The sequence below is a fragment of the Gilliamella sp. B3892 genome (assembly GCF_026536305.1).
In the GTDB taxonomy this organism is placed as follows: domain Bacteria; phylum Pseudomonadota; class Gammaproteobacteria; order Enterobacterales; family Orbaceae; genus Gilliamella.
The window spans coordinates 175,640-191,650 of sequence record NZ_JAFNOK010000003.1; the positions used below are offsets into that span (position 1 = coordinate 175,640).

The window sequence follows — 16,011 nt, forward strand, 5'->3', positions numbered from 1 at the left end:
GGTACAAATGGACATTTTTAACCCGGTTGATCATCCTCATCGTCGGTATAACCCGTTGACCAATCAATGGGTACTTGTTTCGCCACATCGAGCAAAACGGCCTTGGCAAGGTCAGCAAGAGACATTAAATCAGGAGCAAAAACCAAGCTACGATCCAAATTGTTTTTTGTGCCCGGGCAATAAGCGTGTCACCGGCGATGTGAACCCTGACTATACCGGAACGTTTGTTTTTACCAATGATTTTGCTGCACTAATGGAAAATACGCCCGACTCGCCGGTAAATGACGATCCCCTCTTTCAAATGCAAAGTGCCAGGGGAACAAGTCGGGTTATCTGTTTTTCACCCGATCACAGTAAAACAATACCTGAACTTGATTTACCTGCGATTGAGGGCGTTATTAAGACATGGATTCGTCAACAACAAGAACTTAGCCAACATTACCCGTGGGTGCAAATATTTGAAAATAAAGGCGCAGCAATGGGTTGCTCAAACCCACATCCACATGGGCAAATTTGGGCAAATAGCTTTATACCCAATGAAATTGCACGTGAAGATCAGAACATGCGCCATTATTTTCAGAAATACCACCGCAATTTATTGGTTGATTATGTCGAAAAAGAACTTATCGCTCGTGAACGTATTGTCGTTGAAACAGACTATTGGTTGGCGGTTGTGCCATTTTGGGCGGTATGGCCTTTTGAAACATTACTGTTACCCAAAACCCACATTCCACAACTGACTTTATTAACGAATGAACAACAAGTTGATTTAGCTATTGCACTAAAAAAATTAACCTGCCGCTATGATAACTTGTTTAACTGCTCTTTCCCTTATTCAATGGGCTGGCATGGTGCGCCATACGGAGAAAATAATGCGCAATATTGGCAATTACATGCACACTTTTATCCCCCATTGTTACGTTCAGCTACAGTTAAAAAATTCATGGTTGGTTATGAGATGCTCGCTGAAGTACAACGAGATTTAACGCCAGAACAGGCAGCCGAAAGACTGCGTAACGTTAGTGATGTGCACTATAAAGCTCAAAAGGATAAATAGATGAAAGCATTAATCGAAAAAACCACACAAGCTTTTGAATGTCAATTTGGATACCAACCCGATACGGTTGTGCAAGCTCCCGGACGAGTCAATTTAATTGGTGAACATACCGACTACAACGACGGCTATGTGTTACCGTGTGCGATTAATTATCAAACTGTAATCAGTTGCCACAAACGTTCAGATAATATTATACGAGTCATCGCGCTGGATTATCATCATCAACAAGATGAGTTTTCGTTAGACAAGCCAATCGAAAAGCACCCAAACTATCAATGGGCGAATTATGTACGAGGCGTAGTGAAACATTTAAAAAAATATGCCAACAATATTCATGGCGCAGACTTTGTTATCAGCGGTAATGTGCCACAAGGTGCTGGCTTAAGCTCCTCAGCATCACTTGAGGTGGCGGTGGGTAAAATGTTTCAAGTGCTTTATCAACTGCCGTTAGATGGCACAAAACTCGCCTTAATCGGGCAAGAAGCCGAAAATCAGTTTGTGGGTTGTAACTGTGGCATTATGGATCAACTGATATCGGCATTAGGAGAAGCACAACATGCATTATTGATTGATTGCCGCACATTAGGGACTCATCCGGTCAGTATTCCTGAGGATCTCGCTGTAGTGATTATCAATTCCAACATCAAACGGGGCTTAGTCGATAGCCAATACAACACCCGCCGTGAACAATGCGAAGCTGCCGCCGAAGCATTAGGGGTTAGAGCCTTGCGTGATGCATCACTTGCTGAGTTGGAAGTCATTGAGTCAACACTTGATCCGGTGGTATTTAAACGGGCTCGCCATGTGATTACTGAAAATGAGCGTACCTTATTAGCATCACATGCGCTGGAAGTGAGGGATTACAAACTTTTATCACTACTTATGGCGCAAAGCCACAAATCGATGCGTGATGATTTTGAAATCACCGTTCCGGCAATTGATTACTTAGTTGAAATTATCCACAAAGTCATCGGCGATGAAGGTGGCGTGCGTATGACCGGCGGCGGTTTTGGCGGTTGCGTGGTTGCTTTGGTACCTAAAGATAAAGTGGACGACGTTAAAGCGGTGGTGCATAACCATTATCAGCAAAAGTTTGGCATTAAAGAAACATGCTATGTTTGCCAGCCGAGTGAAGGAGCCAGTGCAATATGTCAGTAATGCAGATTATTACTCTTACGAATAAACAAGGTATGCAAGTTAAAGTCTCGAATTGGGGCGCAACTTGGCTATCTTGTTTAGTGCCAATCAATGCCGGAGAACACCGCGAAGTATTACTTGGCTGTAAAACCTTTGAACAATATCAACAGCAAGATGCCTATTTAGGGGCAACAATTGGGCGTTATGCAAACCGAATTGCAGGCGCTGCCATTGATATAGCTGGCACCCACTATCGACTTGTTGCCAATCAAGGGGAAAACCAACTTCATGGCGGCAAGCTAGGTTTTGATAAATTGTTATGGGATATCAAAAATCAATCGGCACAAAAAGTGACCTTTAGTTTAATTTCACCTGACGGCGATCAAGGCTTTCCCGGTGAACTTAACGTCACAGTCAGTTATCATTTAACCGATGAAAATCAAGTTGTGATCGAGTTTCAAGCCACCACCAACAAAACAACGCCGGTAAATTTAACCAACCATGCTTACTTTAATCTCGATGGCGAAAGCAGTAAAAATATTCTTTCCCACACATTAAAAGTCAATGCTAACTTATACTTACCGGTCGATAAACAGGGAATTCCTTGCGGTGATTTAACTGATGTCACTCAAGCAGATATGGATTTACGCCAACCAAGATTGCTATCGGATAGATTGCTTGAGAGTGAAGAAAGGCAAAAAACCGGCGGTTATGACCATGCATATCTATTAGATAAGACACAACCTATTGCTGCACAGCTCATATCCAGTGATAAAAAAATTGTGATGAATATGACCACAACTCAGCCGGCGCTACAGGTCTACACAGGCAATTTTTTGCAACATACTCCTAATCGTCACAATGGTGAGTATGACAATTTTGCCGGCGTCGCATTAGAAGCCGAATGCTTACCGGATAGTCCACATCATCCGGAGTGGGCGCAAGCTAGCTGTTTTTTGCAACCAGATCAGGCTTATCATCACCAAACAACTTTTCATTTTTTCACTTAGTAGTCGGTACCTTAATGTCACTGTGACACAAATTATGGTGGAAGTCACCGCTTCTTCCATAATTTGCTTTTTTTATTTTTTAACCTATCAATCGCCCATGCTCGCCTTATGATCTAATCGGTGTTATCACTTTCTTATGCGCCGTTTTGTCAAGAACTTTCAGAAAATATATACGTTTTAGTATAAAAATAAAAAGAAATTTACCTTACTTAACTAACAATCCTAAATAAAATTAGGTATGATATCCCCACATTTAATAATGGATAATATGACTGATGAAAAGTAAAACCTTGACCGCCGTTTTTCCCGGAACGTTCGATCCTATCACTAATGGACATATCGATCTGATAACACGAGCCTCAAAACTATTTCCTCGTCTTATTGTTGCCATTGCCCAAAGCCCCAACAAAAAAACCCTATTTACGCTAGATGAGCGGGTCAATTTAGCCTCTACAGCAAGTGAACATTTACTTAATGTTGAGGTAATTGGTTTTGAAACGTTAATGGCAAAGTTTGCTCACGAACATAATGCAACGGTCATTGTTCGAGGCGTCAGAACTACACACGATTTTGAATACGAAAGGCAACTGGCCGAAATGAACCGAGCACTTAAAGCTGATCTCGATACCCTATTTTTAATGCCGTCAATAGCGATGGGCTTTATTTCATCAACAATTGTTAAAGAAGTCGCCTACCATGGCGGGGATGTGACAAATTTAGTCCCTTTACATGTCAAAACGGCATTACTTGAACGGTTAACATAATTGTAGTTAAAATGGTCAAATTCTATACCCCAACGAAAAAAAAACTCACAGCGCAAAAACTGACAGTCACAGTTGAAAATTTAGATGCCTTCGGTCAAGGCGTGGCCAATGACAAAGGTAAAACTCTATTTGTAAAATCGGCTCTACCGGGCGAAACTGTTGATATTGTATTGACAGAAGATAAAAAAAATTACGCTAAAGCAAAAGTTATCAAATATCACAATCAAAGCAACGAACGGGTCACACCTCAGTGTCAATATTATCAGCGCTGTGGCGGGTGCGAACTGCAACATATTTCGTCACACTTACAGCAGCAAGCTAAATATCAAGCTTTGATAAAACTATTACAAAAAGAGAGTCAGTCATCATTAACATCAGTTTTAGCGCAAGCACCGCTTATTATCGCCGATCAGCCATACGGATACCGCCGGCGGGCAAGGCTATCAATTAATTTGGTTAAAGGTGAGTTGTTGGTAGGCTTCAGGCAGGCAGAATCTAATCAGATTATTAATATTCAAAACTGCCCAATTTTAGTTCCTGAGTTAGATGCGCTCATTGCTCCATTACAGATCTGCTTAAAAAATATTAAACAGCAAAAAGCACTGGGACATGTTGAATTAATAGCCCTCGACAGTGGAATTATCATGGTACTAAGACATACCATGCCAATGACTGAAAAAGAGACTAATATATTAAAACAATTTGCCGATACTAATAATATTTCACTCTATTTACATGGCAAACAATTAGTGCATATAACCGGTAACACCGAACATTATTACCTTATTAATCATTTAAAATTAACGGTTAGTCCACTCGATTTTATCCAAGTAAGTAGTAAAATTAATCAAAAAATGGTTAATCAAGCGCTACAGTGGCTGGCCTTAGAACCCACAGATAATGTACTGGATCTGTTCTGTGGTATGGGTAATTTTTCGTTGCCAATGGCAAAGTTATGCAAATCTGTTACTGGCGTAGAAGGTGTTGAGGCGCTGGTTGAAAAAGCCAAATTCAACACCATATTAAATAAGAATGACATTTGTGCCCAAACACATTTTATAACAGGAAATTTAGAGGATACAGCACAATTTGCAATCTGGAGTGAATCACAATTTAGTAAAGTATTGCTTGATCCTGCCCGTGCAGGTGCTTTGAATGCTTCAGCTGAAATTGTGAAACTTGCACCATCTAAAATTGTTTATATTTCGTGTAATCCGGCGACGTTAGCAAGAGACACCAAACAATTTATTGATGCAGGATACCAAATTTCTCAAGTTGCGATATTAGATATGTTTCCTCAAACCAAGCACATTGAATCAATGTTATTGTTAACAAAGTTAGGACCGTAATTATGGTATCAATTAGAGGAGCGCACCAACAGCATGAAGAGCATTACTCTCTTGCTCAATTTGATGTTGAACTGTGGGCTAAACACGAGCTGTTATTGACCAATCAAGAATCCTATCAGAAGTTTAAAGATATTTGGGATTTCTGTTTTGAAAATAGTGCCGGATCGGCTGAGCAGACATATTGTTTTCAAAATGCGATTGAAATGGTCGAAATTTTGTCAACCTTAAATATGGATATCAATAGCCTGTGTGCCGCCCTACTGCTTCCTTTCCTTGATGCCAAAGTTATCCGCCGGGAAGATATCCCCGAAGATTTCGATCGTGAAATCATTCACATTCTTTCCAGCATTATCAAAATGAAAGATATTCGCCAATTGCGGGCGATTCGTAATGGTAATGCAACCAATGAACAAATCGATAGCATCAGACGTATGTTATTGGCAATGGTCAACGATTTCCGCAGTGTTGTTATCAAAATTGCCGAACGCATCACCTACTTACGTACGTTAATGCATGCGCCTCAAGAAGAGCAATTTCTTGCCGCTAAAGAGTGCTTTAATATTTATGCGCCACTTGCCAATCGGTTAGGTATTGGGCAACTAAAATGGGAATTAGAAGATTTTTGTTTCCGTTATTTATATCCCGATCAATATCGCTTTATCGCCTCACAATTACAAGAAAAACGTTTAGATCGTGAGCAATATATCAATCAGTTTGTTAAAAATCTTCAAGATATGATGAATCAAGACCATATTCGGGCAGAGGTTTACGGGCGACCAAAACACATCTACAGCATATGGCGAAAAATGGAACGCAAACATCTACAGTTCGACGAGCTTTACGATATCAGAGCGGTACGTATCATCTGCGATCGAATTGAAGACTGTTATAATGCATTAGGTATTGTGCATAGTCACTATAAACACATTGCCAAAGAGTTTGACGATTATGTCGCTAATCCCAAACCAAACGGTTACCAATCGATTCACACCGTAGTATATGGTCCTGAAGAAAAAACCATAGAAATTCAAATCCGAACGGAACAAATGCATAATGATGCCGAATTAGGCGTTGCGGCACATTGGAAGTACAAAGAAGGCAGTACCGATAAAATGACCGCTTACGATCAACGGATTTCTTGGTTACGTAAGCTACTCACATGGCAACAAGAGATGTCAGAAAGTGGCGAGATACAAGAAGCGGTCAGAAGCCAAATTTTTGATGATCGCGTTTACGTCTTCACCCCTAAAGGCGATGTGGTTGATTTGCCTGCTGGCTCAACCCCGCTTGATTTTGCTTACCATATTCATAGTGATGTTGGACATCGCTGTATTGGCGCCAAAGTTGGCGGACGCATTGTGCCATTTACCTACAACCTAAAAATCGGTGATCAAGTCGAAATCATCACCCAAAAACAGCCTAACCCTAGCCGTGACTGGTTAAATCCCAATACCGGTTTTGTTAACAGCAGTCGAGCCAGAGCCAAAATTCTTGCCTGGTTTAAAAAGCAAGATCGTGATAAAAATATTGCTACAGGTGAACAGATCTTATCCAATGAACTTGAGCCTTTAAATATCAGTTTAAAAAGTGTTGAAAAGATCCTCATCAATAAATATAACGCACATTCATTTAATGAAGTGCTTGCTGGTATTGGTAGTGGCGATGTTAGAATTAATCAATTAGTGAATTTTATCAATGCCCAATTTAACAAACCGACGGCGGAAGAAGAAGATGAAGCGGCTTTAAAACAGATCACCCAAAAATCGACGACGCAAGCCAAAAACATTACTAAAACCGCAAGTAAATGTGGCGAAATTATTATCGAAGGTGTGGATAATTTAATGTACACCATTGCTAACTGCTGCCGCCCGATACCCGGTGATCCGATAGTGGGATTTGTCACTCAAGGTCGAGGCATCTCCATTCACCGTGCTGATTGTGAACAACTACAAGAATTAAAAAACCATGCGCCGGAGCGGATCACCAGTGCACAATGGAGCGGTAATCACAATTCAAGTTACACCATGATTGTCAGAATTATTGCCAATGACAGAAGTGGCTTATTGCGGGATATCACCACCATATTAGCCAACGAAAAAGTCAATGTGCTAAGTGTTACCAGCCGCATTGAAATGAAACAGCAACTTGCAACCATTGATATGGATATGCAGATATTTAATCAAGATTCACTTAATCGAGTATTAACTAAGATTAAGCAGTTACCGGATGTGGTTGAAGCAAAACGATTACAGGGCTAAAACCTGTTTATTTGCCACAGCTTAACGTTGTGGCAACGTATTGACCTTTAACTTCTGGCTAAAATTTCAAACTGGTAATCATAAGGATTTTTATCATCGGCATGATGATTTTCACAATAAACTTGCTGCCAGTTTTCCGGCTGATAATCCGGAAAATAGGTATCGCCCTTTAAATCCGCTTGAATATGGGTTAAGTACAGACGATCAACAAAAGGTAGCGACTGATTATATATATTGCCACCACCAATAATAAATGCCTCTTCGACCTGCTGCGTTTTAGCCAATGCGATAGCTTCATCAATTGATCCAACCCAACTGATATTTTCCTCATTAGCTTGGCTTTTCTCTGCCTGTCGACTAATAATGATATTATGGCGATGAGGCAAGGGTCGACCGATTGATTCAAACGTTTTACGTCCCATAATCACAGGTTTATTTAGCGTATTTTTTTTAAACCATGCTAAATCAGCAGGTAAATGCCATGGCATTTGATTATTTAAACCAATCACACGATTATCCGCCATGGCAACAATAATACTTAAAATCATACTATTTCCTTTATACACAATACCCTAAAGATTTAATACGTTTTTGCACATTTTCCGAAAACACCGTTGCACGCCATAATCGTTGGCTTAACGATAGTAAAGACTCTTTTTGCCCTGAAACAATCCAATTTGCTAATTCCGTTGCAACATCCGGATAGATCGTTGGTTGAGGTGATGCAAGATTTAACCAATGTTTAAGTTTAGCATGATTTAAATTTTCCATTACCGTTGCCATATCTAAAGTTTGCAAGCACTGAGCATTATAAATTTGTTCAAATTGACCAGAAACCGGCTTAGTTAGAATTTTTTTACCCAACGCTAACGCTTCTGATATTAGAGCAAAACCCGTATTAGAAATAATACCCGAACAGCTTAATAACGCATGCGTAAAATTATCCCGACTGAGGGTATGCATGGTGATATTACCTTGATTTGATGATTGTTTAACATCCGGATGAAAACAGATAAATTGATACTCTTTATACGGCGTTAAAAACTGGGTAATTTCATCTAACCCTTCAAACGGTAAATAAACAACGATTGTTCCGTTCTCAGTTGGTGCAACATCAAATGAATCAATCATTGGTGGAATCAGTTTATGCCCAAAATGAAACCAATGCAGACCTATAGGTTGAGTCACGGGCGCATAATATTTCATAATCACATTGGCAATCATGCCATACTCTTTCGGTTTAAGGTATTGGCAAACGGCCTGATTACTGATCCCTAGACACTCCCGATGTTGATTGTGAGCAGCCCAAGCACTAACCGGCTCAAAATCGCTAATAATACAGTCATAATTTGAAAGATCCAGCTCACGGACATCTTTAATCAGCCGAAAAGCTCGAATTCGTTGGATTGTTTTACGAAAATTAATCTTACCATTAAGCGTTGCAAAAGAGAGACCACAAAAGGTTTTATAGTTACCAAATGCTTCCATATCAAAATAATCTTTAGCATCGCGACCACTAAAAATATAATCAACATCAGCGCCAACCTTTTTCAATGCTTTAGCTAATGTTCTACAACGACTAATATGGCCATTTCCTGTGCCTTGAACACCAAAAAGAATTTTCATACCGTTATATTTCACATTTTTTTGTTATACAAATATAATAACAGAACAGTTAGTATTTATCTTACATATTTTATCTAAATATCGTTGATATTTAGCTTATTTTTTACTCAGCAAAAGACAACCAGCGCTATTATTGTCACTATGCGAGAAAATGAATTCAATCATTTAACCTTAAAGTTCCTAAAAAAAGTACAAATTTCGCGCTTTTTTCGGTAAAATAAGCGCATATTTTGTTAGATGAATAGTGAGATTTACTATGTCATTAAGAATCAACAATAACGCTTATAATATTATTGCCCTATTGGCAATAGTATTATTTTTGTTGAGTGTTTCTGTATGGCATTTATCTAAAAATAATTTTCAATCCCCTGCTCGTTGTCATTTGGCGCATCAAACGGCTGTAAAAATAAATCAAATCGAAAGCCACTTAACTACCAGTAAATCTAATCCTAAATCAGTATTCCCAAACACCTGTCAATTAGCCAATCACTGCTTAACATGTGGTTCGCTAATAACTGACTACGTTATCTCCTTTGATTATGCCACTGAAAGCGAACAGTACCGACCAATAAAATTTATACCGGTGTATAAAGCATTTATTCCTGAGTTAAAACCACCAAAAATTGCTTAAAACGTTTTTATCTACACATAAATAAGAAGTAAGTAATTCACTATCAATAACGCAATAAAAGGCACCGCTTGTCTGGCTTTTTATTATGGTGTTTTGAAGAGAAGGTTATTATTTAACTAAATGTATTTTAAAGGAATATTATGAAACGTCGAAATTTTATCATCAGTTTTACCGCAGCCCTAGGCGGATTAATTGCCACTAAAGCTATCGCCAAAATGAATCACTCATCGATGTCCGAAAACGTTTGTGATGTTAAATCTGATAACTGTAATACGGAGGGGGATATGCACGACCATATGAACATGAACATGAATATGAATATGAATATGAACATGAATAACAACATGCCACAAAAACTGTTATCGACTACAGCGCTACCACACGGTAAAAATTTACCCGAGTTAACTAATTTAAAAAATACCAGTACCCAAGCTGGCGTATTTGAAGCAACGCTACATTTAAAACCGGTCAAGATAGCCTTAACACCGGAAATTACCACCGAATTTTGGGCATATAATGGCATGATTCCAGGCCCGAAAATCGAAGTATTTGAAGGCGATCATGTTAAAATAACCGTTAAAAATGATCTCTCACAACCGACAACCGTTCACTGGCATGGTTTGCTTATTCCTTCAGATCAAGACGGAAATCCACAAGATGCTATTCCGGCAGGTGGCAGCCGGGTTTATGAATTTACCATACCGGAAGGCACAGCCGGGACATATTGGTATCATCCACATGGGCATAATACGGTGGCAGAACAAGTCTTTCGTGGCTTAGCCGGTACCTTTATTGTGCGCAGTAAAAATGATCCGCTCGCTTCGCTACCGGAGCAACATTGGTTCTTTTCCGACTTAAAATTAACTGAAAACGGCGAAATCGCCGAAAACTCCATGACTGACTGGATGAATGGTCGGGAAGGACAATTTGTGTTAATCAATGGTACTTACCAACCCAATATAAAAGTAGAAGGTGCAACCCGAGTCAGAATCTGGAATGCGTGTTCTGGCCGATATTTAAACCTATCAATACCGGATTGTGATGTCTTTTTAGTTGCTACAGACGGCGGTTTCATTGCCGAGCCGCATCAACTCAACAAACCGCTATTACTTACTCCGGCAGAACGGGCTGAAGTGGTTATCGTTCCGAAAAAAACCGCCAGCCTTTACTTGCAAAACATTGGCTACGATCGTGGCAAAATGGGGAATGTACCGCCGGAACAAAACATCATTCTTTCACAGCTTCAGTTAACTCAAACGGCCAGTACCGTTCTACCGACTCATCTAAAGCAAGTACCAACTTTAGGTGAAGCCGTCGCCAAAAAATCACTTGAATATACCGAAGTAATGGATAAAAGTGAGCCTCGAGGTGGTATGCTGTTTTTAATTAATGGCAAACGGCATGATATGTCACGAATCGACTTAGAAAGTAAACTTCACGATGTTGAAGAGTGGACAATTGTTAACAACTCACATATGGATCACAATTTCCATATACATGGAGCGCAATTTATTGTGCAATCTCGTGAATTAAATGGCACTAAAACTACACCCGAGTTTGTTGCCTTGAAAGATACCACTAACTTACGCCCGCACGAAACGCTTGTTATTAAAATTCAACAAAATATGCCGGGATTACGCATGTATCATTGTCATATCGTTGAACATGAAACATTAGGCATGATGGGGCAATTAATGGTGAAATAACCATCTTTCATCTTTTCTATTCAATGCCAGAACGTGAATAAAAAAGATGAAAATAAAAACCAATATTCAATACAGACCGCAATGGGGGATGACAATGATAAATATGGCCTTCCCCCATTTTCTTAATGAGAATGATTATGTCGCTTTCATCCTAAAGCTTAACTACCTTAAAAAAAGACTACTTTGCTCATTGCACCTTCTGCATCAGACGAGGCAAATACAGCTAATCAACTCGCGAAATTAGCATTAAAGCAAGGTAATGAGCTGGCGTTGATATTTGCATCAGCCTATTTAACACTTACAAAAACCCGAATATAATTGGGCAAGTGGATAATATCTTATTGAATAAACGAAATTTTACTAACTTAACCTTCAACTGGCTAACGACTCAATCATAGACATTAATCGATTTCTCTTCTGCCATTAAAAGGACTCAATGACAATGCTGTAATAATTGTTTTAATTTTGGTAAAAAATGCTAGAATGTTGCCACTATGACTGTGATTAGCTATTGTAAACAACTCCACAAACGCTTAATTATTAAAACTGCATTATCGCACTTATTATTAGGTGTGATTGCTGCTGGATTTGGTTTGTACCAGCAACCGGGTTTACCTGCGCAGTCATCAATCTCACATGTTGATATTATTGCGATTGCCGCAATTGTGCAAGATCATCAAGCACCAAGTAAATCAGCATCTCAAACACTCCCCCTATCGGCAAAACGACATGCTTATGTGCAAATCAATTCGCCTATTTATGATGATTTGTCATTGAGTAAAGTGGTCCGCTTATCGCCCGATAATGCGATAAGAGCTGGTCCTATAACTACCGTTTAGCGAGTTTGAAACTCAAATAAATACTATTTTCGCAAAAAGGCGTATGCCTTATTACACCTATTAAAAAAGAATAAGAGAAAGTTTATGTTATTAAAATTATTAACAAAAGTGTTCGGTAGTCGTAATGAGCGTATCTTAAAAATGATGCGCAAACGTGTCGAAAGAATCAACGCATTAGAACCTGCAATGGAAGCGTTAACTGATGATGAGCTGAAAGCCAAAACCAATGAATTTAAACAAAAAATCGCTGACGGCACCAAATTAGATGATATTTTAGAAGAAGCCTTTGCTGTTGTTCGTGAAGCCAGTAAACGGGTATTTGGTATGCGCCATTTTGATGTCCAGCTTATTGGGGGCATGGTGCTTAATGAGCGCTGTATTGCCGAAATGCGCACCGGTGAAGGTAAAACATTAACAGCAACCTTACCCGCTTACTTAAATGCCTTAACCGGCAAAGGCGTACATGTTGTTACAGTCAATGATTACTTAGCGCAACGTGATGCGGAAAACAACCGCCCATTATTTGAATTTTTAGGCTTAAGTGTTGGTATCAACCTGCCTAATCTTCCGCCACACCTAAAGCGTGAAGCCTATGATGCCGATATTACTTATGGTACCAATAACGAATATGGTTTTGACTACCTACGTGACAATATGGTGTTTAGCAAAAATGCTCGAGTTCAACGCCCATTACATTATGCGTTAGTGGATGAAGTTGACTCAATCTTAATTGATGAAGCCCGAACACCTCTCATTATCTCCGGGCAGGCGGAAGATAGCTCTGATCGTTATGTCAGTGTTGATAAAATCATTCCAAGCTTAATCAGACAAGAAAAAGAAGATTCAGATCAATTCCAAGGCGACGGTGACTTTTCAATCGATGAAAAATCTCGTCAAGTCAACTTAACTGAACGTGGTTTAATTAAAGTTGAAGAGCTGCTGATCAAACAAGGTATTATGAAAAGTGATGAATCACTTTACTCACCGAGTAATATCGTGCTAATGCATCATGTCAACGCCGCCCTACGAGCACATCATTTATTTCATCGTGATGTTGATTATATTGTTAGAGATAACGAAATTATCATTGTCGATGAACATACCGGCCGAACAATGGACGGTCGCCGTTGGTCTGACGGTTTACATCAAGCGGTTGAAGCTAAAGAGCATGTAAAAATTAATAATGAAAACCAAACATTAGCGTCAATCACTTTCCAAAATTACTTCCGCCTCTATCAAAAATTAGCAGGTATGACCGGTACTGCTGATACAGAAGCGTTCGAATTTAACCAAATTTATGGTTTAGATACGATTGTTATACCAACCAATCGCCCAATGGTACGTAAAGATTATCCTGATCTGGTCTTTATGAGCGAAAAAGAAAAAATTGATGCGATTGTTGCCGATGTAAAAGCCTGTATCGAACGTGGTCAACCCGTGTTAGTGGGTACAGCTTCAATTGAAAAATCTGAGTTAGTGTCTAACGCATTTAAAAAAGCAGGTATCAAACATAATGTGTTAAATGCTAAATTCCATGCTCAAGAAGCTGAGATTATTGCCAATGCCGGTAGTAAAGGTGCTGTGACTATCGCAACCAATATGGCTGGTCGTGGTACGGATATTATGTTAGGTGGTAACTGGCAAAGTGATCTCGCTCATATTGAAAACCCAACACCGGAAGATATCGAAAAAGCCAAACAAGCATGGCAAGCAAAACATGAAGAAGTTATTGCTTTAGGCGGACTTTATATTTTAGGTACAGAGCGCCATGAATCTCGTCGTATTGATAACCAGTTACGAGGCCGTGCTGGTCGTCAAGGTGATCCGGGTGCGTCACGTTTTTATCTATCGCTTGAAGATCCATTAATGAGAATCTTTGCTTCTGAGCGTGTGGGTAATATGATGCGTAAACTGGGGATGAAAGAAGGCGAAGCTATCGAACATCCGTGGGTCACTAAAGCAATCGCTAACGCGCAGAAAAAGGTTGAAAGTCGTAACTTTGATATTCGTAAGCAATTACTTGAATATGATGATGTTGCAAATGACCAACGTAAAGCTATCTATCGCCAGCGAAACGAACTGTTAGACAATTCTGATATTAAAGAGACGATTGATTCAATTCGTGGTGATGTGTTTAATGCGGTTATTGATCAGTATATTCCACCACAATCGATTGAAGAGATGTGGGATGTACCTGGACTTGAAAATGCCTTAAAAACCGATTTCGATCTTGAACTACCTATCAGTAAGTGGCTCGATGAAGAGCAAAATCTTCATGAAGAAACGTTGCGTGAACGCATTATGCAAATTGCCACTGACCGATATATCGAAAAAGAGAATATCGCCGGTTCTGAAGCGCTCAGAGACTTTGAAAAGAGTGTTATGTTACAAACGCTTGATACTTTGTGGAAAGAGCACTTAGCGGCAATGGATTATCTGCGTCAAGGTATCCATTTACGTGGTTATGCACAAAAAGACCCGAAACAAGAGTATAAACGTGAATCATTTAACATGTTTGCTAACATGTTAGAATCGTTAAAATATGATGTCATTGGTTATATAAGCCGGGTGCAAATTCGTTCTCAACAAGAAGTGGATGAAGCAGAGCGTCAACGTCAAGCAGAAATGGAAAGACTTATGGCAAAACAGCATGCCAACCATGAGTCTATCGGTGGTTTTAACGGTGAAAATCAAGACCAATCACCAAGCTCACCACAACCAATTGTACGAACAGAAGCGAAAGTTGGTCGTAACGATCCTTGTCCATGTGGCTCAGGTAAAAAATACAAACATTGTCACGGCGCTGTACAATAATTGACAAAAATTTAGTATCATCAAGCAATAATGATGTTAAAATAGTCAATTAAGTTGACAACAGAATCGAAAGGGAAAGGTTAACTTTCCCCTTTGGTTTTATTCAGACCAATAGGATTATGAAAAAACATACTGAAATTGCTATAGGTATTATTCGTTCACAAAATTGTCAAATCTTTATCACGCAACGTGGTGAAGACTCTCATCTTGCTGGTTTTTGGGAATTTCCGGGTGGAAAAATTGAAGCTGGCGAAACGCCCTATCAAACATTACAACGTGAAATAGCAGAAGAAGTCGATATCCAGATACACAATGCTCAATTTTTAAAAGTCGTCAAACACAGTTATGATGATCGTGATATCACCATTCATGCTTATCTTGTTGAAGAGTGGGACGGCGTACCCTTTGCCAAAGAGGGACAACCGAGCCGCTGGGTTGATCAAGAAGAGTTAATTGCCGATGAATTTCCTGATGCTAACCGCACCATTATTGAGATGCTAAAAAACGGGGATAAACAGATATAATTCATTCTAAACTTTGAATGCTATTATTTTTAACCCTTTTCACGGCAATTGTCTTTTATAGCTTGCTTTTCAAGCTAGAGGGAGCTGTTTTATTTTTTAAGACAATCTTATTTTCTTCTACAATATAATTCATTCTAAACTTTGAATGCTATTATTTTTAACCCTTTTCACGGCAATTGGCTTTTATAGCTTGCTTTTCAAGCTAGAGGTGAGCTGTTTTATTTTTTAAGACAATCTTATTTTCTTCTACAATATAATTCATTCTAAACTTTGAATGCTATTATTTTTAACCCTTT

13 protein-coding genes are annotated in these 16,011 nt (G+C 39.3%); 11 read left to right on the forward strand and 2 right to left on the reverse strand.

The genetic code is table 11. The annotated features are described in order from the left end of the window. Positions 1 to 7: 7 nt before the first annotated feature. The 6 genes from galT (at position 8) to relA (ending at position 7,575) form a co-directional block, all read left to right on the forward strand. Complete coding sequence (gene galT / locus J3U74_RS05070; RefSeq protein WP_220218951.1) at positions 8 to 1,057, forward strand: galactose-1-phosphate uridylyltransferase; 1,050 nt, start codon at positions 8 to 10, stop codon at positions 1,055 to 1,057. Next, positions 1,058 to 2,215, forward strand: a complete 1,158-nt coding sequence (gene galK, locus J3U74_RS05075) for a galactokinase (protein WP_267328650.1) — start codon at positions 1,058 to 1,060, stop codon at positions 2,213 to 2,215. Then, complete coding sequence (gene galM / locus J3U74_RS05080; RefSeq protein ID WP_267328651.1) at positions 2,206 to 3,204, forward strand: galactose-1-epimerase; 999 nt, start codon at positions 2,206 to 2,208, stop codon at positions 3,202 to 3,204. Before galK ends, galM begins: the two co-directional genes overlap by 10 nt. A gap of 275 nt (positions 3,205 to 3,479) precedes the next feature. Continuing rightward, the gene (gene coaD, locus J3U74_RS05085) at positions 3,480 to 3,968 is read left to right on the forward strand and encodes a pantetheine-phosphate adenylyltransferase (protein WP_220218948.1); all 489 of its coding nucleotides are present in this window, start codon (positions 3,480 to 3,482) and stop codon (positions 3,966 to 3,968) included. An 11-nt stretch (positions 3,969 to 3,979) separates the two neighbouring features. Then, positions 3,980 to 5,317, forward strand: coding sequence for a 23S rRNA (uracil(1939)-C(5))-methyltransferase RlmD (gene rlmD, locus J3U74_RS05090; protein ID WP_267328652.1), 1,338 nt, complete (start codon positions 3,980 to 3,982; stop codon positions 5,315 to 5,317). Positions 5,318 to 5,319: 2 nt separating this feature from the next. Beyond that, the gene (relA, locus tag J3U74_RS05095; protein WP_267328653.1) at positions 5,320 to 7,575 is read left to right on the forward strand and encodes a GTP diphosphokinase; all 2,256 of its coding nucleotides are present in this window, start codon (positions 5,320 to 5,322) and stop codon (positions 7,573 to 7,575) included. Between the two features lie 47 nt (positions 7,576 to 7,622). Here relA and folA read toward each other — a convergent pair whose 3' ends face one another. Together folA and J3U74_RS05105 are read right to left on the reverse strand one after the other, a co-directional pair. Further along, positions 7,623 to 8,123: a type 3 dihydrofolate reductase gene (folA, locus tag J3U74_RS05100; RefSeq protein WP_220218945.1), complete on the reverse strand. Its 501-nt coding sequence runs from the start codon at positions 8,121 to 8,123 to the stop codon at positions 7,623 to 7,625. Positions 8,124 to 8,133: 10 nt separating this feature from the next. Further along, on the reverse strand, positions 8,134 to 9,201 hold the full coding sequence (locus J3U74_RS05105; RefSeq protein ID WP_267328654.1) for an MJ1255/VC2487 family glycosyltransferase: 1,068 nt from the start codon (positions 9,199 to 9,201) through the stop codon (positions 8,134 to 8,136). A 256-nt stretch (positions 9,202 to 9,457) separates the two neighbouring features. Here J3U74_RS05105 and J3U74_RS05110 point away from each other — a divergent pair, with 256 nt between their 5' ends. The 5 genes from J3U74_RS05110 to mutT all read left to right on the forward strand — a co-directional run bounded on the left by J3U74_RS05110 (position 9,458) and on the right by mutT (position 15,715). Next, positions 9,458 to 9,832 carry a hypothetical protein gene (locus J3U74_RS05110; protein ID WP_267328655.1) on the forward strand — a complete coding sequence of 125 codons (375 nt, stop codon included), beginning with the start codon at positions 9,458 to 9,460 and terminating at the stop codon, positions 9,830 to 9,832. Positions 9,833 to 9,972: 140 nt separating this feature from the next. Continuing rightward, positions 9,973 to 11,538 (forward strand): multicopper oxidase family protein, encoded by a 1,566-nt coding sequence (locus tag J3U74_RS05115; protein WP_267328656.1) that lies wholly within the window; start codon positions 9,973 to 9,975, stop codon positions 11,536 to 11,538. Between the two features lie 494 nt (positions 11,539 to 12,032). After that, a complete protein-coding gene (locus tag J3U74_RS05120; protein WP_267328657.1) occupies positions 12,033 to 12,377 on the forward strand; it encodes a hypothetical protein in 345 nt (114 codons plus the stop codon). Between the two features lie 84 nt (positions 12,378 to 12,461). Beyond that, the gene (secA, locus tag J3U74_RS05125) at positions 12,462 to 15,191 is read left to right on the forward strand and encodes a preprotein translocase subunit SecA (protein WP_294845255.1); all 2,730 of its coding nucleotides are present in this window, start codon (positions 12,462 to 12,464) and stop codon (positions 15,189 to 15,191) included. Positions 15,192 to 15,310: 119 nt separating this feature from the next. Next, positions 15,311 to 15,715: an 8-oxo-dGTP diphosphatase MutT gene (gene mutT, locus J3U74_RS05135; RefSeq protein ID WP_220218940.1), complete on the forward strand. Its 405-nt coding sequence runs from the start codon at positions 15,311 to 15,313 to the stop codon at positions 15,713 to 15,715. The last annotated feature ends 296 nt before the right edge of the window (positions 15,716 to 16,011 follow it).

Excerpts from the sequence above, each read along its gene's own strand:
- relA (WP_267328653.1), top strand. The coding sequence starts at position 5,320 with ATGGTATCAATTAGAGGAGCGCACCAACAGCATGAAGAGCATTACTCT.
- J3U74_RS05105 (WP_267328654.1), bottom strand. The coding sequence starts at position 9,201 with ATGAAAATTCTTTTTGGTGTTCAAGGCACAGGAAATGGCCATATTAGT.
- rlmD (WP_267328652.1), top strand. The coding sequence starts at position 3,980 with ATGGTCAAATTCTATACCCCAACGAAAAAAAAACTCACAGCGCAAAAA.
- galM (WP_267328651.1), top strand. The coding sequence starts at position 2,206 with ATGTCAGTAATGCAGATTATTACTCTTACGAATAAACAAGGTATGCAA.
- J3U74_RS05115 (WP_267328656.1), top strand. The coding sequence starts at position 9,973 with ATGAAACGTCGAAATTTTATCATCAGTTTTACCGCAGCCCTAGGCGGA.
- J3U74_RS05120 (WP_267328657.1), top strand. The coding sequence starts at position 12,033 with ATGACTGTGATTAGCTATTGTAAACAACTCCACAAACGCTTAATTATT.
- J3U74_RS05110 (WP_267328655.1), top strand. The coding sequence starts at position 9,458 with ATGTCATTAAGAATCAACAATAACGCTTATAATATTATTGCCCTATTG.
- galK (WP_267328650.1), top strand. The coding sequence starts at position 1,058 with ATGAAAGCATTAATCGAAAAAACCACACAAGCTTTTGAATGTCAATTT.
- mutT (WP_220218940.1), top strand. The coding sequence starts at position 15,311 with ATGAAAAAACATACTGAAATTGCTATAGGTATTATTCGTTCACAAAAT.
- secA (WP_294845255.1), top strand. The coding sequence starts at position 12,462 with ATGTTATTAAAATTATTAACAAAAGTGTTCGGTAGTCGTAATGAGCGT.
- galT (WP_220218951.1), top strand. The coding sequence starts at position 8 with ATGGACATTTTTAACCCGGTTGATCATCCTCATCGTCGGTATAACCCG.
- coaD (WP_220218948.1), top strand. The coding sequence starts at position 3,480 with ATGAAAAGTAAAACCTTGACCGCCGTTTTTCCCGGAACGTTCGATCCT.
- folA (WP_220218945.1), bottom strand. The coding sequence starts at position 8,123 with ATGATTTTAAGTATTATTGTTGCCATGGCGGATAATCGTGTGATTGGT.